Origin of the sequence: Lactobacillus sp. B3795 (assembly GCF_026535805.1) — a bacterium.
Taxonomy (GTDB): Bacteria; Bacillota; Bacilli; order Lactobacillales; family Lactobacillaceae; genus Apilactobacillus; species Apilactobacillus kunkeei_C.
In genome coordinates, this window is record NZ_JAFNPE010000015.1 from 99,493 (window position 1) to 114,099 (window position 14,607).

At 41.5% G+C, this 14,607-nt stretch carries 1 protein-coding gene; it reads right to left on the reverse strand.

Features of this window, described 5'->3' with window-relative positions; all coding sequences use genetic code 11:
• Positions 1-189: 189 nt before the first annotated feature.
• Complete coding sequence (locus J3U50_RS06620; RefSeq protein ID WP_301945884.1) at positions 190-14,442, reverse strand: DUF5776 domain-containing protein; 14,253 nt, start codon at positions 14,440-14,442, stop codon at positions 190-192.
• Between the last annotated feature and the right edge of the window lie 165 nt (positions 14,443-14,607).

A 14,607-nucleotide genomic window follows, 5' to 3' on the forward strand; every position in this document is an offset into this window, starting at 1 on the left:
CACGATTTTATGTACCTATACAAGGTGTACAATTATCCTAATCTTAATTTAACACTATTCTACTCTTATGTTCATAAAAAAGGCCTAATAATCATATTCTTAAATATTTCTTAATTATTTTGATTAAGTTTATATATGTATACAAAAAAGAGCCACTGGAATTAACCAGTGGCTCTTTTTTGTTAGCAATTATTTAATAACTGCTTTGACATAAGTCTTGTTAGAAGTAATGTATTCATTCTTGCCAACGTATAGACGAGTAATTCCATGGAATTTAACCACTTTACGTACGTGGAATACTTCTCCACGGTACAATCTTCTTACTGAATTACGTTCACTGAATGTCTTGCCTGTATGGATCAATGTTCCAGTAGGCTTGATTACACGGTACTCCTTGTATTGTTTCTTGTAGTAAGCGCTTTGTACTTGTTGACTTGCGGTTACCACATCACCATTACTCAAACGGTATCTTGGGATACGGTTCTTGTAGTACTTCACACCAACAACTCTAAATACAGTTGAATTGTATCTTGCTGAGTAAGCATATTCTCTGATTCGAGTGTGGTTAGTGAATTTAACACGGTTATGAGTGAAGATAGTCCCTACATTGTAGATGTATCTTGGCATATGTCTCTTCATTTCCTTCTTGTATGTCGCAACGAAAGTACGAGCATAAGTTGCAGAATGATGAGTGTAAATGTCCTTAGGAATTGCATGACGTTCTAGCGCCTTGTTAATTCCGGCCTTCTTACCGTGTGATCTTTGAATCTTGATTTCGTGCTTCAAACCTTCCTTGAAGGTGTAGCTGTATAGCTTGTCCTTGTTTAGAAGATCCTTAGCAGAAAGCTTCTTGTTCTTCTTAAGAGTTCTCTTAGCAGCTTCGATACCCTTTAGGTAACCATTGTAACCACTTATGAATGCAGCATCCTTAGTCTTAAGAATGTCGCGGTTGGCCTTAGTGTCACCCTTAGCGGCAAGTCTCATTCCAGCTAATCCGTCCATAGCTGTCTTGTAACTTTCCTTGTAGTATTCGTTGTTTGACTTAGAGCCTCTCTTCTTAAGAGCATCGTAGAAACCGGCCTTAGCTTGAGCATATTGTTCTTTGTATGCCTTAGCAACTGCAGGATCGGTAATCTTAGGTGCCTTATCGTTCTTCCAGAAGTCTAGCGGAGCAGAAGTATCTGTTGGGATACTTGCCTTACCCTTAGCAAATCCGATACCAAATGCAATGTTGTAGTAAGCATCATTTATACCAGCTTGAGTTGACTTACTGTTGTAACCATTGTAGAAACCACTTAGGATTCCAGCATAAGCATCGCGGTAAGCAACTGGGTCTACACCGTTTGGAACTGGGATTTGACTTAGGTCAGCTGGTAATTGCTTGTTAGCCTTTGCATCAGCAACAGCTTGAGCAACAGCAGCTTCAGCAGTAGCTAGTCCCTTTTGGTAATCAGGATCTGTGCTACCAGTGTTTGGATGACCATCAGCAATATCTTGTAGTGCTAGTACGTATTGGCTAGCTCTTTGACGTCCAGCAACAGCAGCTGGAGTGTTTGAAGTTGCGTCCTTGTCGTCTACACCATGTAGCTTGTCTAGGAATGCATTAGTTGCATCGTTGTAAGCTTGTGATTGCGCCTTTTGAGCAGCACCGTTTTGGCCCTTAGTTGCGTCTGGTTCGTTTGCGTTTGCAGCATCTGCACCAGTCTTAGCAACCTTTAGACCATCTAGGTAAGCTTTCTTGAAGGCGTCACGGTAAGCGATTGACTTATTGCCTAGGTTATTAGCGATGTATGCATCGATATCTTCAGGCTTGATGCTTCCATCAGTAGCAGCCTTGTTGTATCCATCAACAGTACCGTTGAATCCATCCTTTTCAGCTTGAGGAGCAGCGGCAGAAGGTTGGTTAGTTGCGTCAGCCTTAGCTTCTTCAACACCCTTAGCAGCATCTTGAGCACCCTTCAAACCAGTTAGGTAAGATGGATCCTTAGCGATTGATTGGTTATCATCGCTGACACGGCCACCGTTGTTAACTGCGTCTTCGTGACCCTTTTCAGCACGTTGTGCAGCTTCCTTAGCAACTTCACCTAGTCCTGCGTTGTCACCTTCAACAGATGGAACGTCGTTGACTGCCTTACCACCTAGGTAAGCATTAACACCATCAATTGCGGCTTGACTAACAGCAGCTTTGGCCTTTTCATAGTATGCCTTGTAAGCTTGAGCATTAGCTGGATCCATACCTGCAGCGGTTGGGTCCTCCTTAGCATTACCATTGTTCTTCAAGTAGTCATTGATAGCGTTTTGAGTTGCTTGGTAAGCAACTGAACTCTTATCAATACCATTGTGATCCTTTAGTTCTGGATCTTTGTTTTGAAGAGCATCTTTGTAAGCGTTGTTTGCGCCATTTCTTGCCTTTTCGTAAACAGCTTGAGCAAGACTATTTGGAGCATATGATGAACCGTTATCGTTAGTGTCAGTAGCACCATTAGTTGATGCAGTTTGAGCACGTGATAATGCGTTCTTGTATGCTGCGGCGTATACAGGATCCTTAGCAGCTAGTTCACTAGCAGTCAATGGTTGTTGACCATTCAATACAGCATTGTATGCATCTTGAGTTGCGTGGTATACGTTACCAGCATCTGTGTCGGCATTGTCGCCACTGTATTGTGCATCCTTAGAAGGATTATCTGCTTGGGCGTCTGATAGAGCGTCCTTAGCATTTTCTAGACCCTTGTTGAATGCCTTGTCTGAAGCAGTAGTTGCGTTTGGCTTAGCCAATGTTGATGCGCTAGCAGTTGAGTTTGTTGGGTTATCGTCACCAAACAATGCTTCAGCACCATCAGAAGCGTTGTTCTTACCTTCAGCTAATGCCTTTTGGTAAGCAGCTTCGTATACTGGGTTGTTGTCAGAAGTTGCATGATCTCCTGGCTTAGCATTGTCCTTACCAGCAACATCGTTAAATGCTGCAGCAGCACCCTTAGCAGCTTCATCACCATTTACAGAACCTGTATTTGGATTTTGACCTACTGCATCTGGGTTTTCTTGAGCATCTTGGTAACCTAAACGCGCATCAATGTATCCTTCTTGGTTAGCAACGGCATCTACTGATTTGTTGTTAGGGTCAGTAACGTGGTTACCTTCTTTACCGTCGGAAACGAATGCCTTGGCACCATCTTGAGCTGCCTTGGCAGCGGCGTTTTCAACAGTTGCATATGCATCAGCATAGATTTGAGCGTATGGCTTAAATGCATCAGGTACTTGACCTGCATTTGTAACCTTGTCTAAACCATTCTTACCGTCAGCTAATGCAGCCTTAGCGGCAGCGGCAGCAGCTTGAGCAGCACCGGATACATCAGCGTCAGTTGAGCTTTCACCTGGAGTAGGTTGAGCATCGTTACCGTTGTTTAAGATGTTGTCACGAGCAGCCACAGCCACCTTAGCCATTTCAACACCCTTTTGGTAACTTGCATCAGAATCACTTGAGAAGTCACCTGATGGATTACTCATCGCATCGTCGTAACCAGAAGCAGCTTTACTATAACCATTGTCGTGTGCATCAATAGCAGCTTGAGCATCTTCTGTTGGTTGACTAGCTGATAATCCCTTAGCAAAGTCTTCAACACCAGCTTGTGCAGCGGCCTTAGCATCTGCATTAGCCTTGTCGTAAGCAGCCTTAAATGCTGGACTTACATTTGTTGGTTCATTAGTTGATCCAGTCTTACCGTCAGCGTAACCAGCCTTAGCACCGGCGTATGCTTGAGCCGCAGTGTCATCTTTAGGAACAAACTTGCCATCCTTGGTAGTACCGTATTGGGCATCCTTGGTTGGGTCATTTAACTTAGCATCTGCAATACCTTGAGCAGCCTTAGTAGCAGCATCGTCGTATGCAGCCTTTTCCTTAGGTGTTGCAGCATTGTAATCATTTGAGTTTGCAGCAGTTGCAGCAGTACCACCGTTTGCGGCAGTATCTTGAGCAGCCTTATCAGCAGCAGTCTTGTACTTGTTGTAAGCAGCATCAAATGTATTATCGTATTGATCAGAAGGAGTAACACCTTCTGGAGTTGGGTAATGACCGTTGACCTTGTCAGGCTTAGGTTCACCGTTAGTTGCTTTGTCATAAGCTTGTTGAGCAGCTTGGTAACCAGCAGCAGCAATACCAGCTGGTTGTTGTTCGTTGTTACCAAATGCACCAGCACCCTTACCGAAAGCATCACCAGCAGCTTCAATTGCTTGAGCAAATGCAGCTTGCTTCAATGAATCGTTTGGATACTTAGCTTGAGCAGCTTGGTTAGCGGCGTTCTTCAAGTCGTCACCAGTCTTACCAGCGTACTTATCTGGGTTAGCTGAGTATTCAGCTTGACCAGCTTCAGCAGCAGGCTTGATGGCGTCGTAAGCAGCCTTTTGAGCATCTGAAGTTAAGCTTGCCTTACCAGCATCTGGAGTACCATTTACAGCATCTTGAGCAGCCTTTTGGATTGCGGCAGCATCGTCAATACCTTGCTTGTATGCAGGGTTGTTAGCTTGCTTAGTAGCATCAGCCTTGTTTGCTAGTCCGGCATTCAAACCAGCAAGAGCATCGATTTGAGCCTTGTCGTAAGCAGCCTTATCAGCTGGGTTAGCTGGTTGTTGAGCCTTGTTACCATTACCAAAATCAGTTAGTCCCTTAGCAGCGTCATCCTTAGCAGCCTTGTAAGCTTGAGCATAAGCCACTTGATCAGCAGGACTGAATCCACTTTGATCAGTTGGTTCGTCACCATTAGTATGGTTGATTGCATCGCTGTAAGCGTTAGCTGCAGCAATGTATGCGTCATCCATATCTGACTTGTTGTCAGGGTTGTTGTATCCATTTGCGTTTGCTAGGTCAGCATCCTTGTCAGATTGACCGGAAGCAACATGTTGACTACCTTGAACAGCAGCAACAGCGTTTTGAACGTTTTGTGCTTGTTGCTTAGCGAGTGCATAAATTGGCGAAGAACTCTTAGGATCATTGTGGTCTGAAGCAGGTGTTTGTGAACCATCCATCATACCAGCTAATGCGTCCTTGTAAGCTTGTGCAGTATCACCAAATGTTTGAGCTATTTGGTCGATATGGGTTGGGTCAGTATTTCCAGCAGCGAAGTCCCTAGCAGCCGCTTGGTATGCAGCTTGTAGTGGAGTACCAGCTTGAATACCAGCTTGTTCGTTTGCGTTATTAAGGTTAGAACTACCTTGCTTACCACTTAATACTTCAGCCATACCCTTGTTAGTGTCATGCTTAGCAGCATCGTATACAGCAGCTAAAGCAGGATCAGTTGGTTTTGTATCGTTTTGACCTGGAGTTGCAACAGCATTTTGACCAGCCTTGTTAGCAGCAATCGCATCTTCTAATGCTTTTTGGTAGGCAGCCTTGTAATCTGAAGATTGTGAGTTAAAGTCAGTTGGACGGTCAGTTTGAGCAGCATTTCCGTTCTTAGCCTTAACTGCGGCAATTGCATCAGCGTAACCCTTGAAGGCGTCAGTAGCTGGTTTGTTACCTTGAAGATCAGAAGGAACGTTGTTTGAGTCAGGAGTACCTTGTGCCTTAGCTTCGTTAACACCCTTTTGGTCAGCTTGTCCTTGAGCGTATGCCTTTTGGTAAGCTGGAGTTGCTTGAACATCTTCAGGAGCAGTTTTGGTTCCATTTAATCCATCTGAGTAACCGGATGAAGCTTCATCCACACCAGCGATGTATGATGGATCAGCATTTGTTCCATCCACATCTTTAGCGGTTGTAGAACCATCTAATAGGGCATCAGCACCACGAGCAGCTTCACCAGCAGCCTTAGCATCTTTAAATGCTTGTTGGTCGGCTGGGTCTGAGTTAGTTGGTGTAACACTTGAATCGTCAGCCTTTCCAGCGTTGTAACCCTTGATAGCATCGTTAAATGCATTCATGTATGATTGCTTATCTGGTACATCAGCAGGAACATTGTTGGCATCGGTAATTTGTTGTGGATCAGTACCATTAGCAGCCTTGTTGGCATCATTGATAGCATCCATTGCAGCCTTCTTAGCTAATGCTTGTGAGTTAGCAACTGCGTATACAGGTGACTTGTCGTTAACATCAGTTCTACCTTTAGAAGCATCATCCAAAGCCTTCAATGTTTGTTGGTATACTGGGTCACTTGCGTTTGCAGGATCAGCAGCCTTCGCAGCATCTACATTACCATTGGCAGTTGCATAATCATTAACAGCAGCTTCGTACTTAGCTTTGTCGTTAGCACCAGCTTGTAGACCAGCTTGTTCGTTACCGTTATTAGGATCTGAAACTGATTTGCCAGTTAATCCTTCTGCATAACCCTTGCTTGCATCGGCTCTAGCAGCATCGTATACGGCAGCTTGAGCTGTGTCACTTGGACGAGCAGCAGCTGAACTTGGGTTAGCAACAGAATCTTGACCATCCTTGTTAGCATCTACAGCATCTTGTAGAGCCTTTTGGTAAGCAGCCTTGTAATCTGAAGATTGTTGACTGTAATTTGCTGGAGTTTGAATGGCACTTGGATTACCATGGGCGTTCTTAACTGCGGCAATAGCGTTAGCATAACCCAAGTAAGCATCCTTAGCAGCGTTGCTAGGTAAAGTATCGGGTGCAGTGTTAGTATCTGGATTTTGAGTTTCTTTAGCTGCACTAACACCAGCTTGGTCAGCTTGTCCTTGAGCGTATGCCTTTTGATAAGCTGGAGTTGCTTGAACATCTTCAGGAGCAGTTTTGGTTCCATTTAATCCATCTGCGTAACCGGATGAAGCTTCATCCACACCAGCGATGTATGATGGATTAGCATTTGTTCCATCCACATCTTTAGCGGTTGTAGAACCATCTAATAGGGCATCAGCACCACGAGCAGCTTCACCGGCAGCCTTAGCATCGTTAAATGCTTGTTGGTCAGCTGGATCTGAGTTATCTGCTGTAACACTGGAATCATTTGCCTTACCAGCGTTGTAACCCTTGATAGCATCATTGTAAGCATTCATGTATGATTGCTTGTCTGATACACCAGCAGGAACGTCATTAATGCTATTAATTCTTGAAGGTTCAGTACCATTAGCAGAGGTATTTGCAGCCTTGATTGCATCCATTGCAGCTTTCTTAGCTAGTGCTTGTGAGTTAGCAACTGCGTATACAGGTGATTTATCATTAGAATCAGTAATACCTTTAGCTCCTTCATCCAAAGCCTTCAATGTTTGTTGATATACTGAATCATTTTCCTTTTCAGGATGAGCAGCCTTCGCAGCATTCACATCACCATTAGCATTTGCATAATCTTGAACAGCAGCTTCGTATGCAGCAGCATCTCCAGATCCCTTTTGGAAACCTTTACTTTCGCTAGTGTTATTGCCATTTGATACTGATTTACCAGTTAATCCTTCAGCGTAGCCCTTTTGAGCATCACTTGCAGCATCATTGTAAACTTCGGCTAAAGCTGCGGATGTTGGAGCTGCAGCTTGACCATCAGAGCTGTTAGGATCTAATTGTGAAGCAATACCTTGTCTAGCAGCTTGCTTAGCGTCTTCTAACGCAGCGTTGTATGCGTTGTTGTATGCAGCGGGCTTGCTTGAATCGTTAATTTCAGATAATGAATCAACATTACCTTTGGCATTCTTAACTTTAGCGATAGCATCAGCAGCACCCTGGGCAGCCTCTGAGTTGTCAGAGATACCGTTTTCAGCATTTTGGAAACCAGATTTATCATTACTTGCGGCGTTATAACCTAAGGCATATGCATCTGAAGCGTTTGGTTGAGAATCCTTACCATGTAATGCATCTGCATAACCTTGTTTAGCCTCCTTGTAACCATCAGTAATTGTTGGATCACTTTGATTATTTGCACTACCATTTGTAAATAAATTAGCACCTTGAAGTTTTAATCCATCCGCTTTGGCAGCGTTGAATGCGGCAGCACCGATAACATCATTATTGATACCTTTAGAGGAAGCTGTAGCACTTGGATCACTATTTTGGTATGCCTTAAGAGCAGCAGCGTATGCCTTGTCGTATACATCCTTGTTATGGGCGTTACCGTCATTAGGAGTTGGATTAGAAGTACGTGCATCACTCTTAGCTTGAGCAACAGCAGCTTGAACGTCATCATATGCTTTTTGTTCTGTGGCTAAATCATCTTTACCAGTAGCTTGTGTTGGTCTGGTAGATGCACTAGCACCATCAGTTAATGCTTTTGCATAGTTGTATCCTTCAACAGCAGCGGCTGGAGAAGTTGGAGCTTGTTGGCCACTCAATGCTAAATCGTAACCAGATTTAGCTTGATCATAACCCTCTTGTTGTTTGGCAGTTAAACCTTGAGGATCGTTTGCAGTTGCTGGATTCTGGGCATTCTTAAGAGCGGCGATTCCTTGACCGTATTCAAAACCAGCTTTGGTTGCTGGATCAGCATTAGCAGGAGCAGAATCAGTTAACTTAGCACTTTCACCTTGAGCTTTTCCGTCGTTAAAGTTGCTGTAAGCGTTAGTGTATTCTTGATCCTTGTTAGCCGAATTATCTTTTGATTTACCATTTTCAGCGTCACTTACACCCTTGGCAATGTCGTAACCAGTCTTGTAAGCAGGTGTCTTGTCAGAAGCTGGTGTGTCTGCGCTGTTTGCGTTATTAGCATCGCTAGCCCCAGCAGCAGCATCGTTTTGAACATTATCATAAGCTTGTCTATCTAAACCGTTACCTTGTGGTCGATTTGCTTGTGAACCAGACTTGTAATCAGCAAGCGCATTAGTTGCGGGTTGACCTGCAAGTGCAAGTGCCTTATTGTATGCGTCTTGATAAGCTAATGATTTTTGCTTTAGTTGATCGGCTGTTAATTTGGTTTGCTTACCAGTTGCAGCATCTAAAGCATCTTTGGTTGCATTGAAACCATCAGTTTCAGCTTGTGATGGAGTAGCTGGTAGACTTTGACCAGCGGTTGCTAAATCAGCACCGATTTTTGAGTCATTCTTAGCTTTTTGACCAGCTTGGTAAGCAGTTGTTTGATTTTCAGGAGCATTGTTGTTGTCACCGTTAAATCCATCAGTTGCATTGTCGAATGCATCCTTGTATGCATCATCATTGTTGTTGGAGTTCTTTTGAGCACCGCTCAGAGCGTCAGCTGAACCCTTCGCAATGTCGTAACCTTCCTTATATGCATCTGATTGACTTGAATCAGGTGCTGCTGGGCTATTTGGTTGGTTAGCATCAGAAGCACCGGCAGCAGCAGCATTTTGAACTTGAGTATATGCTTGATTATCTACTCCGGTACCTTGAGGAGCATTTTTATTGCCATTCTTGTAATCAGATAGCGCATTGCTTACAACTTGGTTAGCATTTCCGATAGCATCATTGTAAGCTGCTTGATATGCCAATGATTGTTGTTTTAGTTGATCTGTACTTAATTGCTTCTTTCCAGTAGCAACTGCATAAGCGTCTTTTGTCCCGTTGTAACCATCAATTTCAGCTTGTGATGGAGAAGCTGGTAGGCTTTGACCTGTTTTGGCTGAATTAGCACCAGTTGTTTCATCAGTCTTGGCAGCTTTACCAGCTTGGTATGCTGGTGAATTTTGTTCTGTTGTTGGATCAGATGAAGTTGGATTTTCATTGAAACCATCTTTTGTATCATTGTATCCAGCAAGTTGTTGAGGATCTGATGGGGCTCCCTTTCCATTCAATGCAGCTTGTTGACCGGTTTGATATTTAGCATATGCATTGGCGAATCCTTGCTTGTATAGCGCTTGTTGTAATGGTGTCATACTATTGTATGGAGCTTGTGAGAAATCTGTTGCCGGAGCAGTCTTACCGCTTCTAATGTCTTTCACAATTTGTCCATATGCTTTTTGTGCTGCACTGAAAGCAGTTGGATCAGTGTTATCTGGGGCACTAGGAACTCCCTTAGCAACAGCATCCATTGCGGTTATACCAGAATTATATTGTTGTTTAACTTTATCATAAACTTGTTGACCAATTGGATCTGTACCCTTTGGTCTATTACTTGTATTACCAGCAACAGCATCATTGATGGCGTTTTGTGCATTTTGATAAGCATTATTAAAGTTACTCTTATATAATGCATCATTACTACTACTATTTACCTGAGCTGGAGTATTTACATTATTAGGAGTATTAATATCACTTACTGCGTCTTTGTTAGCAAGGTAATCTTGATAAGCTTGTCCCATTGCTTGTAGATATGCAGTTGGATTTTTAGCACTTTGATAAGATGGTAATGCTTGAATCTTGCTTAGTAATTCAGGGTTATTCTTAATAGAATCAAAACTTGGTGCAACTGTTGGATCAGTTACTCCTAGTTGTCTCAAGAAATCAGGAGTCAATGCACCAGCACCTGCCATTACACTATCATAAGCGTTTGTGTAATCGGCATTTCTACCGTATTTTGTTAAATCTGGATTGTATTGACCGTTTCCAAAGTCAGATATGGCTTGTTGATAACCATTTTCAGTATCTTGTCCATTACCTGATGCAATAGAAACATTTGCAGAAGGAGCAGTTACTAACTTACCATTGCTCAATTGATATCCTTCAATGTTAGATGCATAAGTACTTCCACCTGACTGATTATTGCCTGATAAAGCAGTCATGTAGACACCGTTAACACCATATCTAAGGTATACACCAACAGTTTTAGCGTTACTTAGTGGCACTGTGAACTTGATTGGAATAATTGAGGATGAAGGATCTGCGTCATCGTTATAAGCATTAGTATCAGCTTTATCAAGATTTGAAATAGTTCCTGTGGTTGGAATACTTGAATCATTCTTGTTGGCAGATGACACGCTAGTACTAATAGGTGTTAGATTATGGTAATCACCTGGACCAGTTGAAGCATTACCAAGGGAATCGTATATAGTTCCAGTTGTATTTCCAGTTGCATATTGGATATATACTTTATTTTTAGCGTAAGCTGCATCAGTTCCACCACTATTAATTGCACTTTGATATCCTGAAACCTTTGCATATCCAGTAACAGTTACTGTTTGTTGTTGAGAATCATTAGGATTATCATAACCTACACTTGTTGTTAAAGGACTTGAGAAGTATACAGATGGAATACTTTGAATTTCCAAAACTTGTGGTGTTGAAGTTAGTGTTGAATATTTCTTATTACTAATGCTTTGCATGTCTTTATTCAAAGCATTAACAGTTTCACTTCCAGAAGATCCATTTGAAGTCATTGAGTAGTTGTAATAAATTGTGCCGTTAACCTTACCAGTGTAAGAATTGATACTACCAGAAGAGTTAACAAATACAGCCTTTGAAGATGTTGATCCCTTGTCTAAGATAACATGACTATCACCAGAATCATTAACTGTCAAAGTACCAGAAATCAATGGGAATGCGCTATTTCCACTACCATCAGGAGTAGATACAATAAGGTTACCTCTATTAGCAACGTTGATTTGACCAGCTGATCCAATGTAAATTAAACCGTTTGGTTGAACATTGTTACCAATGTTTGTGGCTTTAGCTTGTAATACACCACCATTAGTAACTAAAACTTTACCCTGTTGTACATAAACTAATTGATTACTTCCTATATTTGAGAAATTGGCTGTTTCAATATTAATTCGACCACCATCTACTGTAACGGCATTAGAATTAGAACTGTTACCATTAACATAAATACCACCATCAGAAGATCCTGCAGTTGTGTTATCTTGCATAATATTTAGGTTAGCGTTTTTATTAACATTTAAAGAACCACCAGCAATTTGAACACCGTAACCATTAGCTCCATCTGCACCGGTACCTCTATTAATAACAGTCATACTTGAGTTTTCTGATAGAGTTACATTACCACCTGAAACGTATACAACTGATGTCCCAGAATGTGCTCCTGCAGTACCAAAATAGTGAGCACCTTTATTAAGAACCAAGTTCTTAATATATAGATTTAATTGGTTACCCGGTCCCGCTTCAACGACATTGCTTTCCCATGGTGAGGTATAGAAATCATCACGTTGAGAAACATTAACATTTCCGTCCATAAATACTTGGTTATTTATGGCACTAAGTAATTGGGCCCCAATATAATTAAAGTTTTTAAAGTAAACATTACCGCTACCACTAAATCCAACAGGACCGAAGTAGTTAGCTCCGTATATTGTCTTAAAGTTTTGTAAATGAACTGATTGGTTTCCATCGCCAACTGTACTAAAGGTATAATTTTGATTATACCAATCGGCAATATGATTATTTCCATCAATCGTTAAATTCTCAAAACTGTTACTTAAACTAGGGTTTGAACCATTAGAGGCGGAGTTGCCTACTAAACTAATATCATTAATAATATTAATGATATTTTTATGATTCGTATCAATTCTAGAGTTTACTGTTCCACCTACACTGGTTGAGCCACCAGTCAATAGTTTATTCATTTGAGTACCAGTACTTACATAGTAAACACCTTGTTGATCCTTGCTGTATACATCATTGTATCCAACTTTATAAGCAGAAGTGAAATTGGAAGGATTACTCAATTGAGCAACTCCTGTGTAATTATCACCTTTGAATTGAGTATTAATAGCTGCTTGGGCACCTAAGTAAGCTTGATCATAAAGGTTATCTGAATTTGAGTTTGGAGTATAGATACTTCCAGTTTTTCCGTTAGCACCCGTAATACCTTGCCACTTACCAGTTTCAGCATCCTTAATACCTTGTTGAATCAAGGCATTGTTGATTCCATAACGATAAACAACAGATAGAGCACCTAATAATGAACTGTTATCTTGAACATCGTGTTGAGATGCAACAGTTACTCCTGTTGTTGAAGCATTTATTCCTGCGTTATTGGCATTATCGTATAAGTTACTAATATCGTTTTCATAACTAATAGCTGTATCATGGGCAGTCTTAGGATCATCAGCTCCACCAACTGTACCTTGTGGAGCATCACTGTATTGACCAGTATATGTTGCAGCATAAGATGCATTGTATGAAACATTTGAAGCATTTACATATCCATTAGTTACGTTAGCACCACTGGCTGAACCAGGTGCATAGCTAGTTGAATAAACACTATTAGCAGTGTTCTTGTAGTATACATAAGCTTGTGATCCAGTACCTTGGGTACCTACTTTATTGTTATATTGAGCTAAAGCAGCTTCGGCACCTGCATAAGCCGCACTATAGAATGCAGATTGTACAGCGTCAGTTGCATATGATTGTTGGTTGTTAGTACCGTAAACAGCATCGCTGATGGCTGCAGACATTGCGGCAGCATAGCTACCACTTGCGTAACCTACACCCTTTTGGTAGTTTGAATCGCTTGCATTTGATTCTGCAGCACTATTACCGTTTAAGGTGTCGTTAAACCCACTGCTTGCCATACTGTAAGCAGTGTTATATGTAGATTGGTTAACAGAGCCTACGTTTGAGTTTACTGTGTGTCCTTCAACGTAATCATCAATACCCGCACTTGTAGCGTTTGCAGATGCAGCAACACTATTGTTGATAGATGTTTGTCTAGCCGAACTAAATGCTGAATTGTAAAGGCTTTGATCTGCAACATTGGATGCTTGGGAGCCTGTTGTATTAAAATCATGAGCACCTTGACTAGCAGCACTTGAAGCTGTTTCAAAAGCTGTATCATAAACGTCTTGGTCAGTACCATAATTTGATGCTTTAGAGTTTCCAGTTACAAAGTCATTAAGACCTTGGAATGCAGCGTTTGATGCAGCATTAAAAGCTGTATCATAGACATCTTGGTCTGAACCTAGACTAGTTGCATGTGAGCTACCTGCTGCAAAGTCATTGTGACCTTTGGCCGATGCACTTGAAGCAGCTGTGTAAGCAGATGAATATAGATCATTGTTTGATGATAATGTTGCTTGTGAATTACCAGCTGCGAAATCATCGTGTCCACGTTGAATAGCAGCTGCTTGTTGTGATTGAGCAGTTGATGATGCTGCATCATAACCAGTATTATATGCATCTTGGTGGTCTGGATATGAGGCTTTTGATTTTTTAGCAGCAAAATCACTTGAACCTGCACTTGAAGCTGCAGTACTTGCTGCAGTAGAAGCAGCACTGTAAGCAGCATTATAATCATCTTGGTAGGATGATAATGCTGATTGAGTTACTCCGGCAGTTCCATCTGAGCTACCTTGAGATGCAGCTGCAGACTTTAGTGCTGCTGTATCAACAGATGCACCAGAGTTTTGTGAACTACCTTGTTGTGATTGAGACTCACCGGAGTTTCCACTGTTAGTAGTGGCTGTTCCGTTTGAACCACCTTGTTGTGTGGTTGTTTCACTTGAACCTGTGGTTGTTCCGTCAGCGTGGGCAACTACTGATGAAGTAGATGTCATGCCATAGGCGGATGCACCAAATAGAGCTAAGGTAGCAACGGATACAACGACCCATTGTTTCTTAACTTTTTTCATGACTTTTTTGTCATTTACTTTATTAAATTTGTTCTTATTATATTGCAATATATCATCCCCTAAAGTGCAATCTATATAAAATATTGGACCTATCGTCTTAATCATGATACCACTCTTAATATTTTTTTAAAACTTTTTAACCTTTAATTAAGGATATTAATTTTATTTAAAAATTATATTAGTATGTTTATTATCTTTTACAAAAAAACACCG